Source organism: Streptomyces griseochromogenes (genome assembly GCF_001542625.1).
GTDB lineage: Bacteria > Actinomycetota > Actinomycetes > Streptomycetales > Streptomycetaceae > Streptomyces > Streptomyces griseochromogenes.
This window is the reverse complement of the sequence record NZ_CP016279.1, coordinates 9,237,268-9,252,656: the sequence shown is the minus strand read 5'-3', so window position 1 is coordinate 9,252,656 and position 15,389 is coordinate 9,237,268. Positions and strand designations below refer to the sequence as shown.

15 protein-coding genes and 1 tRNA gene are annotated in these 15,389 nt (G+C 71.0%); 13 read left to right on the top strand and 3 right to left on the bottom strand.

The window, feature by feature from the left end; genetic code table 11:
• Complete coding sequence (locus AVL59_RS40255; RefSeq protein ID WP_079147229.1) at positions 1 to 1,338, bottom strand: polysaccharide pyruvyl transferase family protein; 1,338 nt, start codon at positions 1,336 to 1,338, stop codon at positions 1 to 3.
• 207 nt (positions 1,339 to 1,545) lie between these two features.
• On the opposite strand from AVL59_RS40255, the gene proB reads away from it, so the two are divergent.
• The 5 genes from proB (at position 1,546) to AVL59_RS40230 (ending at position 6,546) form a co-directional block, all read left to right on the top strand.
• Entirely contained in the window at positions 1,546 to 2,652 is a 1,107-nt protein-coding gene (gene proB / locus AVL59_RS40250; protein ID WP_067314400.1) for a glutamate 5-kinase, read from the top strand.
• Between the two features lie 158 nt (positions 2,653 to 2,810).
• Positions 2,811 to 3,245: a hypothetical protein gene (locus AVL59_RS40245; RefSeq protein WP_067318343.1), complete on the top strand. Its 435-nt coding sequence runs from the start codon at positions 2,811 to 2,813 to the stop codon at positions 3,243 to 3,245.
• A 162-nt stretch (positions 3,246 to 3,407) separates the two neighbouring features.
• A complete protein-coding gene (locus tag AVL59_RS40240; protein WP_067314397.1) occupies positions 3,408 to 4,694 on the top strand; it encodes a glutamate-5-semialdehyde dehydrogenase in 1,287 nt (428 codons plus the stop codon).
• A gap of 119 nt (positions 4,695 to 4,813) precedes the next feature.
• Complete coding sequence (locus AVL59_RS40235; RefSeq protein ID WP_067314395.1) at positions 4,814 to 5,386, top strand: SCO2584 family spore wall biosynthesis protein; 573 nt, start codon at positions 4,814 to 4,816, stop codon at positions 5,384 to 5,386.
• 89 nt (positions 5,387 to 5,475) lie between these two features.
• A complete protein-coding gene (locus AVL59_RS40230) occupies positions 5,476 to 6,546 on the top strand; it encodes an SCO2583 family membrane protein (protein ID WP_067314393.1) in 1,071 nt (356 codons plus the stop codon).
• 466 nt (positions 6,547 to 7,012) lie between these two features.
• Here AVL59_RS40230 and AVL59_RS40225 read toward each other — a convergent pair whose 3' ends face one another.
• Positions 7,013 to 8,122: a M48 family metallopeptidase gene (locus AVL59_RS40225; protein WP_067314391.1), complete on the bottom strand. Its 1,110-nt coding sequence runs from the start codon at positions 8,120 to 8,122 to the stop codon at positions 7,013 to 7,015.
• 103 nt (positions 8,123 to 8,225) lie between these two features.
• On the opposite strand from AVL59_RS40225, the gene AVL59_RS53390 reads away from it, so the two are divergent.
• The 7 genes from AVL59_RS53390 to AVL59_RS40200 all read left to right on the top strand — a co-directional run bounded on the left by AVL59_RS53390 (position 8,226) and on the right by AVL59_RS40200 (position 12,605).
• Entirely contained in the window at positions 8,226 to 8,390 is a 165-nt protein-coding gene (locus tag AVL59_RS53390; RefSeq protein ID WP_099053205.1) for a hypothetical protein, read from the top strand.
• 142 nt (positions 8,391 to 8,532) lie between these two features.
• Positions 8,533 to 8,697: a hypothetical protein gene (locus tag AVL59_RS53385; protein WP_099053204.1), complete on the top strand. Its 165-nt coding sequence runs from the start codon at positions 8,533 to 8,535 to the stop codon at positions 8,695 to 8,697.
• Between the two features lie 56 nt (positions 8,698 to 8,753).
• A complete protein-coding gene (gene nadD / locus AVL59_RS40220) occupies positions 8,754 to 9,479 on the top strand; it encodes a nicotinate-nucleotide adenylyltransferase (RefSeq protein WP_067314389.1) in 726 nt (241 codons plus the stop codon).
• A gap of 17 nt (positions 9,480 to 9,496) precedes the next feature.
• Positions 9,497 to 11,212, top strand: a complete 1,716-nt coding sequence (locus AVL59_RS40215; RefSeq protein WP_067314387.1) for an LCP family protein — start codon at positions 9,497 to 9,499, stop codon at positions 11,210 to 11,212.
• A 102-nt stretch (positions 11,213 to 11,314) separates the two neighbouring features.
• Positions 11,315 to 11,758, top strand: a complete 444-nt coding sequence (gene rsfS, locus AVL59_RS40210; protein WP_067314386.1) for a ribosome silencing factor — start codon at positions 11,315 to 11,317, stop codon at positions 11,756 to 11,758.
• On the top strand, positions 11,758 to 12,426 hold the full coding sequence (locus tag AVL59_RS40205; protein ID WP_067318341.1) for a histidine phosphatase family protein: 669 nt from the start codon (positions 11,758 to 11,760) through the stop codon (positions 12,424 to 12,426). The genes rsfS and AVL59_RS40205 overlap by 1 nt, the downstream gene beginning before the upstream one ends.
• 106 nt (positions 12,427 to 12,532) lie before the next feature.
• Positions 12,533 to 12,605 (top strand) — tRNA-Ala (locus AVL59_RS40200).
• Between the two features lie 54 nt (positions 12,606 to 12,659).
• Here the strand turns inward: AVL59_RS40200 and AVL59_RS40195 are convergent.
• Complete coding sequence (locus tag AVL59_RS40195) at positions 12,660 to 13,571, bottom strand: helix-turn-helix transcriptional regulator (RefSeq protein WP_067314384.1); 912 nt, start codon at positions 13,569 to 13,571, stop codon at positions 12,660 to 12,662.
• A gap of 338 nt (positions 13,572 to 13,909) precedes the next feature.
• On the opposite strand from AVL59_RS40195, the gene AVL59_RS40190 reads away from it, so the two are divergent.
• Entirely contained in the window at positions 13,910 to 15,256 is a 1,347-nt protein-coding gene (locus AVL59_RS40190; protein ID WP_237281958.1) for an MFS transporter, read from the top strand.
• Positions 15,257 to 15,389: the final 133 nt, after the last annotated feature.

The following is a 15,389-nucleotide window of genomic DNA, read 5'->3' as shown; positions in this document are numbered from 1 at the left end:
CTACTGCTTGCCCGACTGCAGCGCCCGCCGCAGTGGCCTGCCCACCACCCGGCGGGCGCGCCGGTAGACGGAGGCGGCGGGCGCCGGGACCGCCTCCCCGGCCGTCCCGGCCCGCGCCAGCTCCCGCCTCATCCGGGCGTTGTCCTGGGTCAGTTCGCCGACCCGCGTGTGCAGCCAGCCGAACCGGCTGGTGAGCGAGGCCAGGTCGGTGTCGTTCCACGGGCGCACACCCGGCGGGAACGGCAGCGAGCGCATCCGCTCCTCGAAGGCCGCGCCGCCGTCGCCGTGCGTGAAGGTGTTCCGCAGTCCGTTCTTGTCCAGGAAGGCCGTGAACCGCGCGAAGCGCTCCGGGTGGCCGTCCGTCAGTCCGGCGAAGTCCGCCTGCTCGTACAGCCGCGCCGGGTCCGCCGCCTCGGGGTCCTTGGCGACCTGGTCCAGCCGCCGGTGCGGGATCTCGAAGTAGCGGCACAGTTCCAGCGTGCGCGAGTCGCCGCACAGCACCGTCGCGGGTGTGCCCGCGAGCAGCGCCGCGATGTTGCCGTGGATGCGGGAACCGAAGGAGAAGTCGAAGGAGCGCAGGTCGTCGATCCAGGTGATCGGGTCGACGTACGCCCGCGCCTTGCCCTCCCGGTACATCGGGTGGTCGGGGTGCGTCGGCATCGCGGTCACCCGGGCGTTGGGGTCCGTGAGATCCCGCCAGTGCAACTGCCGTGCGTCGCTGAGGTTCTGGCCGATGAAGCACAGGTTCGGATAGTGCTCGTGGGTACGGCCGATGATCCTGCCGAGACCCTGCTTCTGCACCGCGCTGTGCGAACCGTTGACCGCGATCCGGGACCCGGCCGTCAGCCCGGGCACCCGCTTGCGCACCTCCAGGTCACGGCCGTACATGAACAGCGACGGGCACCCGATGACCTCCACGTCCCTGAAGCCCATGTCCCGCAGGTACCGCTCGGTGAACTCGCCCCGCACCCCGATCGAGGCGCTGCGGTCCAGCACCGCCGAGCAGAACTCGCGCACGGACTGCTCCATGGGCTTGAGCCGCGCCGGGTTGTAGCCGACGCCGGTCTGCGCGCCGACCCCCAGTACCACCACGGGGATCCGCAGTTTGCCGATCAGCCGGGTCAGCCGGGTCAGCCGCTTCAGGCCGCCCTCGAAGGACGGGCGGAAGGCATTGGCGAGCGGGACGACGAACGCGTCGTACTCCTCGTTGATCCGCGCGGCCGCGGACGCGCCCGCGGTCGTACCGATGCCGTTCGAGACGACTTCGGTGTCCGGTGTCTCAAGGATCTTGTGAGCGGCGTCGCTGAAGATCAGGTTGCCTGAGTTGAGACATAAAATTCAACTTATGTTTGATCTGTCTTTAATTTCCATAAGCAACCAACACAACCTTTTTGCCGTATGCGAACCGTGAGCAAACCACTACGTCACGCCTGTCCGGGGGCTGGACCGGTGCGCGCCGCACGGCCCACTTCGCGTAGATTGCCGGACAGGCAGCCGAATGTGCGCGAGGGGACGGCAGGCAAGGTGGCAAGGGCAAGGCAGGCCGTGGGCGAGGCCCGCAGGATCGTCGTCAAGGTGGGCTCCTCGTCGCTGACCACCGCAGCGGGCGGCCTGGACGCCGACCGTGTCGACGCGCTGGTCGATGTGCTCGCCAAGATCCGCAGCGGGGGAGAGAGGGAGATCGTCCTCGTCTCCTCGGGGGCCATCGCCGCGGGGCTCGCCCCACTGGGCCTGCGCCGCCGCCCCAAGGACCTGGCCCGCCAGCAGGCGGCCGCCAGCGTCGGCCAGGGCCTGCTCGTGGCCCGCTACACCGCCTCCTTCGCCCGCTACGGCGTCCGCGTCGGCCAAGTCCTGCTCACCAGCGACGACATGAGCCGGCGCGCCCACCACCGCAACGCCTCCCGCACCCTCGACAAGCTGCTCGCCATGGGCGCCTTCCCCATCGTCAACGAGAACGACACCGTCGCCACCGACGAGATCCGCTTCGGCGACAACGACCGCCTCGCCTCCCTCGTCGCCCACCTCGTCCACGCCGACCTGCTGGTGCTCCTCTCGGACATCGACGGCGTCTACGACGGCGATCCCGGCAAGCCGGGCACCTCCCGGATAGCGGAGGTGCGCGGGCCCGAGGACCTCGCCGGGGTCGAGATCGGCAGCGCGGGCAAGGCGGGCGTCGGCACCGGCGGCATGGTCACCAAGGTCGAGGCCGCCCGGATCGCGGCCGCCGCAGGCATCCCCGTGGTGCTCACGAGCGCCGTCCACGCGGCGGAGGCGCTCCACGGCGGCGACACCGGCACCTACTTCCATCCCACCGGCAAGCGCTCCGCCGACCGGCTGCTGTGGCTCCAGCACGCCTCCACCCCGCAGGGATCCCTCACCCTGGACGACGGCGCCGTACGCGCGGTCGTCGAGCGGCGTACATCACTGCTGCCCGCCGGAATCGCCGCTGTGGAGGGTGAGTTCAGCGCCGGCGACCCCGTCGAGCTGCGCGACGGCACCGGACGCCCGGTGGCCCGCGGGCTCGTCAACTTCGACGCCAAGGAGATCCCCCAGCTGATCGGACGTTCGACCCGGGAGCTGGCGCGCGAACTCGGCCCGGCGTACGAACGCGAGGTCGTACACAGGGACGATCTGGTGCTCCTGCACTCGTAACTCCCGTCAAACTGCCGGTAAAACGGGGCGTATGGAGCGCCCCGGTGGGGGACGTTCCGTAAAACCGCCACGCGGAACCCTGCGGCCTGCTCAACTTTGACTCAGAGGCAATTGCAGGGACACGTTTCGTCAAGGGGCATTGCGTGAAGGAGGCCGTCGTGAGACGAGTGCGCCCTGGGGCGGCGTCCCGCGGTGCTCTGACGAGCGTCGCGGCCGGGGACACCTACCAGGACTACGAGGAGCCCAAGGACCTGCCCCGGCTGTGGCACGTCACCCTCAGCGTCTCCGGCAAGAAGGTCGCGCTGCCGGACCTGCGGCGCGCCCTGGAACAGCTCGCCCACGACCATCCCTTCCTGCTGACCAGCAGATACGCGAGCGACCACGCGGAGATCCGGTACTGGGAGGAGGCCCGCGACCTGCACGACGCGGCCGCCGTCGCACTGCGCCTGTGGGGCGAGCACCGGCAGAGCGCCGGACTGCCGCCGTGGGAGATCGTCGGCCTGGAGGTCATCGACCGCGAGACCTATCACCAGCGCATCGCCGACGGCTACGGGCCCGCGCCCGCGACACCTGTCGGGGTGCATCCGTTCTGAACCTCCCCGGGGGGTGAGTCCCTGCCGGTGGAGGCGCGCCCTTTCCGATTCCGGCCGGGACGACCGCCGGGGTGCGCAGCGGCAGAGGTCCGTCCCTTTTGACCCGTCTCGCGGTGTGGGACGACGGCTGAACCGCCGCGCGCCGCACACTACCCTTCCCTCATGACCACGCTTTCGCCGTACGACTCCATGTCCCCGGTCACCCAGGCCGCCTACCGGGCCAAGGCCGCCGCCGCCGACCTCGCGCCGCTCCCGCGCGCCGTGAAGGACGACGCGCTGCTCGCCATCGCCGACGCCCTGGAGGTCCGGAACGGCGAAATCGTCGAGGCCAACGCCAAGGACGTGGCCAAGGCCCGGGCCAACGGCACCAGCGAGGCCATCGTCGACCGGCTCACCCTCACCCCCGAGCGGGTTCGCGCCATCGCCTCCGACGTCCGCGACGTCGTGAAGCTGCCCGACCCGGTCGGCGAGGTCGTCCGCGGCTCCACCCTCCCCAACGGCATCGACCTGCGCCAGGTCCGCGTCCCGCTCGGCGTGGTCGGCATCATCTACGAGGCCCGCCCGAACGTGACCGTGGACGCCGCCGCCCTGTGCCTGAAGTCCGGAAACGCGGTGCTGCTGCGCGGCTCGGCCTCCGCGTACGAGTCGAACACCGCCCTCGTCCGAGTGATCCGGGACGCGGTGGGCGGGGCCGGACTGCCCGCCGACGCCGTCCAGCTGGTGCCGGGGGAGAGCCGCGAGTCCGTGCGCGAGCTGATGCGCGCCCGCGGCCTGGTCGACGTGCTCATCCCGCGCGGCGGCGCCTCCCTGATCCAGACCGTGGTCGGCGAGTCCACCGTCCCCGTCATCGAGACCGGCACCGGCAATTGCCACGTCTACGTCGACGCCCAGGCCGACATCGACACGGCGATCGAGATCCTGATCAACTCCAAGGCCCAGCGGGTCAGCGTCTGCAACGCCGCCGAGACCCTTCTGGTCCACCAGGACATCGCCCCCGAGTTCCTGCCGCGCGCCCTCGACGCCCTCGCCGAGGCCGGGGTGACCGTCCACGCCGACGAGCGGGTCCTCGCCTACGCCAAGGACTCCAAGGCCACCGTGGTCGAGGCGACCCCGGAGGACTGGGAGACCGAGTACCTCTCCCACGACATCGCCGCCGCCGTCGTGGACTCCCTGGACAAGGCCGTCGAGCACATCCGGCTGTGGACCTCCGGCCACACCGAGGCCATCGTCACCACGTCCCAGCAGGCCGCCCGCCGCTTCACCCAGCTGGTCGACTCCACCACCGTCGCCGTGAACGCCTCCACCCGTTTCACCGACGGCGGCCAGTTCGGCTTCGGCGCCGAGATCGGCATCTCCACCCAGAAGCTGCACGCCCGCGGCCCGATGGGCCTGCCGGAGCTGACCAGCACGAAGTACATCGTCACCGGCGACGGCCACGTACGCCGCTGAATCACCCGTTCCGGTCGGGCGGTCCTCTCGCGGCCGATACGTCCGAAAAGGCGTCTCACCTGACGGATGAATTTCCATACCGTCTGCCCAAATTGACCCCCCAGGTCTACTCTGGATCCGTGCCGGAGGACGTGGGGGGCACGCCGTTCCCTGACGGCTGGGAGCCCGACGACGACCACGACCACGGGGTGTCGGACGATGAGTTCGCCTCCGTGGTCTTCGACGAGGCCTTCGTACGTGCGGCCGTGGTGCACGAGCCGACCGCGGTCGAACGCCTTCTGGCCGCCGCCCAGGCCAGAGCCGAGGCCTCTGAGGCGGAAGCCCGCCGCGCCCACGCCAGAGGCGAGCACTTCGACGACGGGTACGGCCCCGAAGGGACCGATTTCGGTCAAGATCGGGACGACGACGAACTGGACGAGACCTACGTCCTCGGCGACCACCGAAGCCCCTTCGGGCCCTACGCCAAACAGGTCCGCTGGCACCGGCCCGTCGCCTGGGTTCTCGCCCTCGTGATGGGCATCGGCATGGTCGCTCTGGCCTTCGCCGCGGTCTACCGGGGCACCTCCTCGGGCACCCGCGACCGGATACCCGCCCCCGCCTCGACGGGCCTGGAACAGGGCAGCGCGGCGGCACCCTCCGTTTCCGCCGACACTTCCCAGCCGGCGGCCTCCGCGATCCCGCGAACGCCCTGAGCAGCCTGCCACGCTCCGGGTGAGAACCTGTCAGAAGTTGTCGCGTAGCAGGGCGTTTACCTGAGGCCTGCGAGACCTACCCTGAAAGTATGGGCGGGCCTGGAGACCCACCGGAGGGGACACCCGAGGGCGGCCCCGGCGGTGCAGAGGACGAGTATCGATCCGTCGTGTTCGACGAGTCGTTCGTCCGTGCTGCCCGCCTCCAGGAGTACTCCGCGCAGGAGCGCATGGCCGACCACGCCCCCGCCGTACGCCGCCGCCCGCCCCTGCACCGGGGGCTGACCCGGCAGGCCCTGATCCTCGTCCTGCTGATCGCCCTCGCCTTCGGCACCGCGATCTACATGGGTGTCCGCCAGCCCTACAGCAGCCCCGAGGCCCGGCGCACCGCCGACCCCCTGCGAATGAGCGTCATCCCGCTCGCCCCGCAGGGCAAGGTCCCCGGCGCCGCCGACGCCGAGTTCCTGTACGCGCACAGCCCCGCCGCCCAGTTCGACGTCGGCGCCGCGGGGATTCCGCTGCCGGCCACCCACAGCACCGCGCACTTCTCCGACAGCCAGGTCACGGCCGCCCTGAGCAGCGCCCGCGGCTACCTCGTCCGCTCCTCCCTCGACCCCGACGTGCTCGCCGGCCGCCAGGTCCGCACCGCCCGGGCCCTGCTCGACTCCGACCAGCTCGACCAGTTCGACCAGAGCTTCGACCATCCGGCGGCGGACGGCCGGCACAGCCCCACCGGCTGGGTGGTCCGCCTGGATCCCACTCGCGCACAGCTGGCCGACGACAGGATCCGCGTCCAGGGCACCCTGCAGGCCGCCGAGTCCGACCCGGCCACGCTGGAGGTCATCACCGACACGGTCTTCGTCTACGCACTCCGCCCGACCGGCGCCGCCGCCAACGCCCCCGTGTCCCTGTTCACCGTCCGCCGCGAGCTGACCTTCCGCTTCGACCGCGACAACCTGCGGGTGGGCCAGATCCAGCTGGCCGGCTCCTACGCCCAGGCCGGCCCCCTGTCCTGCGCCGAGGACGCCACCTCCTACCTCCGTCCCCTCCTCGCCGGCCAGACGGCCCGCACCGGCGCCCCTGCCGGCACCAACCCCTTCGCGACGGACAGCGCACCGTCCCTGTGCGGAACGCTGGCCACGAAGGCCCAGCCGAAGGTGTGAGGGGCGTGTCCGGGTTCTGGGGGGGCTCGGGGTGGGTTTCTGGCTCTGGCGCTCGGCTGAGGGCGGGCGGGGTGTGCTGGGGCGCCGACGGGGTTCTGCGTTCCGGAGCCGGGCAAGGTGCGTGCGGTGGCGTAGGGGCGCCGTCAGCGCGTCTTGTGGCTCGGCGGAGGGCGCGAGGGGCGCGTCGGGTTGCCGCCGGGCCGCGCGTTCCGTGGCTCGGGCGAGGACGTGAAGAGCGTGCCGGGGTGCTGTGCGGCTGCGAGTTCTGTGGCTCGGGCCCCTCACGCCGCCGCGGCGGTGCTCAGCCGCGGCGGCGTGGGCCGGCGGTACGGGTCGGCGGTGTGGCCGACGGTGTGGGCCGGCTGCCCGGGCCGGCAGCGTGGCCGATGGTGTGGGCCGGCAGTCTGGCCGATGGTGCGTCGTCCACTCCGGCCCGCTGCCCCGACGGTGAGCGCCTGACGCTCGTCTACTGCTCGTCCCCGGACTGCTCGTCCCGGGGCTCCGTGTCCCTCGGACCGTCCTTCGGGGGAGCGGAGCTGGTGAAGCCGTTGAAGCCGCGGCGGACCCGCCCACCCAGGTCGCCGGCGCCGCCCGCGAGGTCCGTGACCAGCTTCATCAGCGGGTCCTTGGAGCTCTTCACGTCGCTGGCATAGCTCGCGGCGGACTCGCGGAAGGAGTCGCTGACCGAGGTCTCCTTGTCCTCGGTGCGCCGCGCGTAGTGCCCGTCCATGATCCGCTGGTAGTCCCGGGACTCGGCCCACTTCTTCAGCTCGGCCGCCCGGACCGTGGTGAAGGGGTGCGAGCGGGGCAGCACATTGAGGATCTTCAGCACGGAGTCCCGCAGATCGCCCCCGGAGTCGTACTCCTCGGCTTGCTCCAGGAACGCGTCCACGTTCATCTCGTGCAGATGATTGCCGCCCGCGATCTTCATCAGCCCTCGCATCGAGGCCCGCACGTCCTGCCCCACCAGGAGACCCGCCCGGTCCGCGGACAGCTCCGACTTGCGGAACCACTCCCGCAGCGCCGTCACGAGCGCCATGATCGCGAGGTTGCCCAGCGGAATCCAGGCGACCTTCAGCGCCAGGGTCGTCAGGAACAGCAGGATCGTGCGGTACACCGAGTGCCCGGACAGGGCGTGCCCCGCCTCGTGCCCGACGACCGCCCGCATCTCCTCCTCGTCGAGCAGCTCGACCAGCCCCGTGGTGACCACGATGATCGGCTCGTCCAGACCGATGCACATCGCGTTCGGCTGCGGATCCTGCGTGACGTACATCGGCGGGACCTTCTCCAGGTCCAGGATGTAACAGGCGTCCAGCAGCATGTCGTTCAGGTGCGAGAACTGCCGCTCCGAGACCCGCACCGAGTCGGACAGGAACAGCAGCCTCAGGCTCCGCTCAGGAAGCAGCCCGCTGAGTGTCTTGAAGACGGTGTCGAAACCGCTCAGCTTGCGCAGCGCCACCAGGGCCGACCGGTCGGCCGGGTGCTCGTACGCGCGCGAGGAGATTCCCGGGAAGCGCCTGCGCTGCCTGCTCGGCACGCGCTCGTGCCCGGTCTGCTCGCGGCCGTCGTCGGACATGTCTTCCCCCATGTGCTTGTGAGTACTCACTGTGCCCCCGAGGCAGAGGCCAGCCTAGGCGGAGATACCGTGGACGGGCAGTACAGCCGAAGGAGTCCACGTCATGGAGCAGCATCCCCCAGCCACCTGGCTGACCGAGGCCGCCACGAGCGCCGTCCAGCAGCACGGGGCGGGGAATCTGCTCCGGGTCGTCCTCATCGTGATGATCCTTGGCTGTGCGCTGACCGCATGGTTCCTGCTGCGCGGCTACAAGAAGAAAGACGACTGACGGGCGGCGAAAGTTCCCGCCGACGGCCCGTCCGCGCCCCACGCCCGCCCCAACGGCGGAGTCGGCGTGATCGGCGCCGGGCCGCCCGCTTACGATGAGCCGACGTCTTTATCCCGCCCACACGCGATAGGTCCTGCCGAAGATGAGCTTCCACAGCGCCGCTGCCCAGTTGGTCACTCTCGCCGCCGAGGGCGAGGAACACGGCGGCCACCACAACAGCCTGAACCCGGCCGTCACCGGCGGCGGCGCCCTCGTCGTCCTGCTGCTGCTCCTGTGGATCACCACCCGCTTCAACCGCGACCGCTGACCTCGGACCCCGTCCCCGGCCGGGGCCCTCGGACCGGGCCGGTAGGGTCTGCACGCATGGGAGAGCAGGACATGCCTACCGGCCCGGCGAACGAGACGGCTGCGTACGCCGCCGACGTCGCTCAGCACGCCGACCCGGCGGCCGGCACGGCGAAGACCCCGGTGTACGGGCCGGGCAGTGGCCCCGTCCACACGGGCAAGCGCCGCCTCGGCGTCATGGGCGGGACGTTCGACCCGATCCACCACGGGCACCTCGTGGCGGCCAGCGAGGTCGCCGCGCAGTTCCAGCTGGACGAGGTGGTGTTCGTGCCCACCGGGCAGCCGTGGCAGAAGTCCCACCGCAAGGTCTCCCCGGCCGAGGACCGCTATCTGATGACGGTCATCGCGACCGCCGAGAACCCGCAGTTCTCCGTCAGCCGCATCGACATCGACCGCGGCGGCCCCACCTACACCGTGGACACCCTGCGCGACCTGCGCGCCCTCAACCCCGACACGGACCTCTTCTTCATCACCGGCGCCGACGCCCTGGCCCAGCTGCTGACCTGGCGTGACTCGGAGGAGCTGTTCTCCCTCGCGCACTTCATCGGCGTCACCCGCCCCGGCCACCACCTGACCGACCCCGGCCTGCCGGAGGGCGGTGTCACGCTCGTCGAGGTGCCCGCGCTCGCCATCTCTTCCACCGACTGCCGCGCGAGAGTCGCCAAGGGCGACCCCATCTGGTACATGGTGCCGGACGGAGTCGTGCGCTACATCGACAAGCGCGAGCTGTACCGCGGCGAGTGAGCCGAGAGGGGCTACCGGTGAACGACCGATACGACGCGGGGTACGGGAGCGACCAGTACGAACTCGTCGGCTACGACGAGTACGGCCGGCCCGTGTACCGGCAGGTCGCGGCCCAGCAGCCGCAGCAGCAGACGTACGACCCGTATGCCCAGCAGGGCTACGGCTACGACCCGTACGACACGGGCCGGCAGCAGTCCGCGCCGTCCTACGACTCGTACGACAACGGCCGACAGCCGCCCGCCACGCCCCCCTACGGCTCCCAGGCCCCCTACGACCCGTACGGCACCGGCACGCACGGCGCCGCCGCGCCCTACGACCCCTACGGGCAGGCGGCGACCAGCGGACAGCAGCCACGGGTCGCCGAGCAGACCGCCTACATCCCGCACCAGGCCGGCCCCGCCGAGGAGAACCGGCCCCCGCAGGAGCCCGAGGAACAGGCCGCCTCGGGCGAACAGGACTACCACACCGAGCAGTTCGCCTTCGTGGAGGAGCCGGACGGTGACTCCGAGGACGTCATCGACTGGCTGAAGTTCACCGAGAACCGCACCGAGCGCCGCGAGGAGGCCCGCCGACGCGCCCGCTCCCGGATCATCGCCCTTCTCGTCGTCCTCGCGCTCGTCGCCGTCGGCGGCGTCGGCTACCTCTGGTACGCCGGGAAACTGCCCGGCCTGTCCTCCTCCGGCTCCAAGACGGACACGGCGACACCGGCGGGCGCCCAGAAGCGCGACGTGATCGTCGTCCACCTGCACAACACCGGCAAGGGCGGCACCTCGACGGTGCTGCTGGTCGACAACACCACCACCAAGCAGGGCACGACCGTCCTGCTGCCCAACTCCCTCGCGCTGACGGCCGACGACGGCTCCACCACGACCCTCGCCAAGTCGGTCGACGACGACGGCACCTCCGGCACCCTCGACCAGCTGGACACCGTCCTCGGCACCAACATCCAGGGCACCTGGCGCCTGGACACCCCGTATCTGCAGAACCTCGTCGACCTCGTCGGCAGCGTCGACGTCGACACCAACACCGACGTACCCGACCCGGACGCCAAGAAGAAGGGCACCTCCCCGCTCGTCCACCGGGGCAAGGCCCAGACCCTCAGCGGCAAGATGGCCGTCGCCTACGCCACCTACCGTGCCGCGGGCGAGTCGCAGAACGTCCAGCTGCAGCGGTTCGGGCAGGTCCTGCAGGGCGTGCTGCGCAAGATCTCCTCCGACGCGGCGGACGCCACGGTCACCGTGCAGAGCCTCGCGCAGATCCTCGACCCGCCGCTGACCGACAAAGACCTCGGCACCTTCCTCGCCAAACTCGCCGACCTCGCCAAGGGCGGCGACTACAAGACGGCCCTGCTGCCCGTGGGGGCCGACGGCACGCTGAGCGCCCAGACCAGCGGCAGCGTGGTCAAGGACATCCTCGGCGGCACCGCCAAGAGCCCCGACGCGGGCTCCGCGGTCCGGGTCTCCGTCCAGAACGCCACCGGTGTGAAGGACGACACCGAGAAGGCCCGCGTGGTGCTCCTCAACGGCGGCTTCACCTTCCTCGAGGGCGGCACCGCGTCCGGCACCAGGGCCACGTCCCAGGTGCTCTATTCCGATGCCGCGGACAAGGCGAACGCCGCCGAGGTCGCCAAGACTCTGGGCCTGCCGGCCGGTGCCGTGGCCAAGGGCGGCGTTTCCTCCGGAGCCGACGTCTCGGTCGTCCTCGGCCGGGACTACAAGCCCGCCACCTCCTGACAGCGGCCGGGGCACCCCACGTGCCACAGTAATCACGTGGGGTGCGGCAGGCGGTCCGTGAGACCCTTGGTGTCAAATGACCGCCTGACGGAAAGCCATGTAGTGACCGCCACCGACCGTTCCCTTGAGCTCATCAACACCGCCGCGCAGGCAGCGGCCGACAAGCTCGCCCACGACGTCATCGCCTACGACGTCAGCGACGTGCTGTCGATCACGGACGCATTCCTGCTGGCCTCCGCGCCGAACGACCGCCAGGTCAAGGCGATCGTCGACGAGATCGAGGAGCGCCTGCTGAAGGAACTCGGCGCCAAGCCGGTACGTCGCGAGGGCGACCGCGACTCCCGCTGGATCCTGCTCGACTACGTCGACATCGTCGTCCACGTCCAGCACAGCGAGGAGCGGGTCTTCTACGCCCTGGAGCGGCTGTGGAAGGACTGCCCCGAGATCGAGCTGCCCGCCGACGCCAAGGCCACCCGTGGCAAGGCCGAGGAGCACGCCAAGCTGCAGGCCGCCGAGGGCGCCGACGAGCCGGGCGGACAGTGGTGATGAGCGCCACCGGCGAGGTGAGCGACCGCAAGGGCCGGGGCCGCCGCATCATCCTGTGGCGGCACGGCCAGACCTCGTGGAACGTGGAGCGCCGGTTCCAGGGCACCACGGACGTCGAGCTGACCGAGACCGGTATCGGCCAGGCCCGCCGTGCCGCGCGCCTGCTCGCCTCCCTGAGGCCCGACGCGATCGTCTCCTCGGACCTGCAGCGGGCGGCGCACACGGCCGCCGAGCTGGCCGCCCTCACCGGTCTCGACATCGTCCGCGAGGAGGGCCTGCGCGAGACCTACGCGGGCGTCTGGCAGGGGCTGACCCACGAGGAGATCATCGTCCGCTACGGCGAGCAGTACGCCGCCTGGAAGCGCGGCGAGGCGGTCCGCCGCGGCGGCGGCGAACTGGAGACCGAGGTCGCCGACCGAGCCGCTCCCGTCGTGCTGGGGCACGCCGAGAAGCTGCCCGAGGACGGCACCCTCGTGGTGGTCAGTCACGGCGGCACCATCCGCACCACCATCGGCCGTCTCCTCGGCCTGGAAGCCCACCACTGGGAGAGCCTCGGCGGCCTCTCGAACTGCTGCTGGTCCGTGCTCGGCGAAGGCGCCCGCGGCTGGCGCCTGCTGGAGCACAACGCCGGCACCCTCCCGGAGCCCGTCCTCGGCGACGACGACTGAGCCGCCGAAGGGCCCGTCGTTTCCGGCCAGGGACCCGGATTTCACTTTCCGGCAGGTCACAGGCTAAAGTTCTTCTTGTTCGCCCCGCCGAGCGGGAAGAACACCAGGGGCTATAGCTCAGTTGGTAGAGCGCCTGCATGGCATGCAGGAGGTCAGGAGTTCAATTCTCCTTAGCTCCACTGGTCGACACTCTGTTGAGTTGTCAAAGATCGGTGATGAGGATCCCGTCCCTTTCAGGGGGCGGGATTTTCTGCATTCCACCGCCGGACGATCTCCGCGGCCTCCCCGTCGGCCGGGGGCCGCAGCTGCTGTCTCCGCTCCCTCAGCGACGCGACCTTCGTACGTGCCTCCTCGTCCGCCGGCGTGTAGACCACGATCCGGCACTCGGGCATCCCGTCGATGGACAGCGACTGCGAGGTCATCCGTATCTCGCCCACCGCCTGGTGACGGAACGTCTTCACCCGGGGTCCCGGAGGCGTCACCTCGCCACTCGCCCACACCCGCGCGAAGTGGGGGCTCGCAGCCGAGAGCGCGCGTATGTACTCCTCCCAGGCCGGCTCGCCCACGTGTCTGCCGTACGCCGAGCGCAGCGTCGCCACCATCAGCGGGAGCTCGCTGTCCCGGTGCACCACCGGGCATGTCTCCTCCGGCACCGTGAACAGCGTCCACAGCACGTTCGCCACGCCGATCCGGAGGGTCTCCGGCACCACGAACAGATCGCGGTAGGCCGGGTTGGTGGCCAGGACGTCGTAGCGCGAGTTGTAGACCACCGCGAGCAGCGGTTCGAGGGCGTCGATGATGCCCTGCACCTCGGGGCCGACGCGGTGGGTCAGATCCCCCGGTGTCGGGTCGAAGGGCACCTCCGCCAGCCGGTACAGGTGCTCCCGCTCCGGTGTGTCCAGCCGCAGTGTGCGTGCGATCGCGTCCAGCACCTGCGGCGAAGCGTTGATCGGCCGGCCCTGCTCCAGCCAGGTGTACCAGGTCACTCCCACACCCGAGAGCTGGGCGACCTCCTCCCGGCGCAACCCGGGTGTGCGCCGCCGCAGGCCCGGCGGCATGCCCACATCGGCCGGTGTCACCCGCGCCCGCCTGCCGCGCAGAAAGGCGGCCAGCTCCGGCCTGCGTCGTTGTGTCGTCGTCCCCATCGCCGTCTTCCCCCGTCCCCCGTCGTCCCGTTCCCATCGTCGGCAGTCGGCCCCGGCCCTGCCAGGTGCTGCCGGTACCAGCATCGGCGGGCACTCGGCACCCGTACCGGAGCGTCGTCAGGCTCGGCACCATGACGACGACACCCCGAACCGGGCCGAGTCCCGTACCCGTTCCGAACCCTGCGATCAGTGAAGCACCCGCCACTGACAGTGAAGACTCCGCGGCCAGAAGTGAGACGCCGGTCGTCGATGGCGCTCCTGCTGTGACTCACAGTGAAGCACCCGCCACTGACAACAGGCCCCGGCTGCTGCTCGCGGTCCTGCTCACCGCCCTGTTCATGGCGGCTCTCGACGTTTTCATCGTGAACGTCGCGGCCCCCACCATCGGTTCCGATCTCCACGCCTCGGGCGCCGGCCTGCAACTGGTGATCGCCGGCTACACCATCACCTACTCCGTGCTGCTGATCACCGGCGCCCGGCTCGGCGACCGGCTCGGCCACGGCCGGGTCCACCTCGCCGGACTCGCCCTGTTCACGGCGGCCTCGCTCGCCTGCGGCCTGGCGCGAGGGGTGACCGCACTGATCGTCTTCCGGCTGGTGCAGGGCGCGGGCGCGGCGCTGATGATCCCGCAGGTGCTCAGCCTGATCCAGCGCACCTTCACCGGCGAGGCCCGGGCGCGGGCGCTCGGCGCCTACTCGGCGGTCCTCGCCGTCGGTGCGGCGGCCGGACAGGTCGTGGGCGGCGTCCTGGCCAGCGCCGATCTGTTCGGCACCGGCTGGCGGCCGGTGTTCCTGGTCAACGTGCCGGTGGGCGCGCTCCTGCTGGTGCTGGGCAGGCGGGTCCTGCCGCTGGGCCGCGGCCGGGAGCCCGAGCGGGCGCGCGCCCTCGACCTGCCCGGACTCGTGCTGCTCGGCGCGGCCGTGTCGCTGCTGACCGTGCCGCTGGTGCTGGGGCAGGAAGAGGACTGGCCGCTGTGGTCCTGGCTGTCGCTGGGTACCGCCGCGGTGCTGTTCGCCGCGTTCTGCGGCTATGAGTCCCGGCTCGCCAGGCGCGGCGGTGCGCCGCTGATCGCACCTCGGGTCCTGCGCCACCCCGGCATCGGCCGTGCCGTGTTCCGGATCCTGGCCGTCATGTCGGTCAACGCCGGTTTCCTGTTCGCGCTGACCCTGCACGTCCAGGGCGGACTCGGCTACAGCGCTCTGCGGGCCGGTCTGAGTTTCGCGCCGACCGCGGTCGTCTTCGGCGCGGTCAGTCTGACCTGGCGGAACTGGCCCGCGGCCTGGCAGCGGGCGCTCACCCCGGCCGGGTTCGCGCTCACCGCGGTGTCCGCGGCCGTGGTGGGTCTCGCCTTCCATGACGGCGGTGACGGGGGAGCGCTGCTCTATGCCGGGTACGCCGGCGTCGGCGTCGGGCTCGCGCTCGCCTTCAGCCCGACGCTCACGGGGGCGTTGGCCACCGTGCGGCCCGAGGACGCGGCGGACGCCAGCGGGCTGCTGGCGACGGTCGTCCAGCTCGGTCAGCTGATCGGGGTGGCCGCATTCGGCACACTGTTCCTGAACCGGCTTGAGTCACTCGGGGCCCTGCGGGCGTATACCTCTGCGGAGGCGTTCTCGGTGTGCGCCTGGGCACTGACCGGAACGGCCGCAGCGGGGGCCGTGTCCGGACTGGTACTGAGGCGTCGCTGACCGTATTGGTCCGGCCGTGGCAGAATCAAACGGCCGGAAGGGGGCGCGGCCCGACGGGAGGGAGTAGCGATGCCTGCGAGCATCCTTGAGGAGGGCGGCCACCTCCTCGGTGCGGCGTTGATACGGGATACGG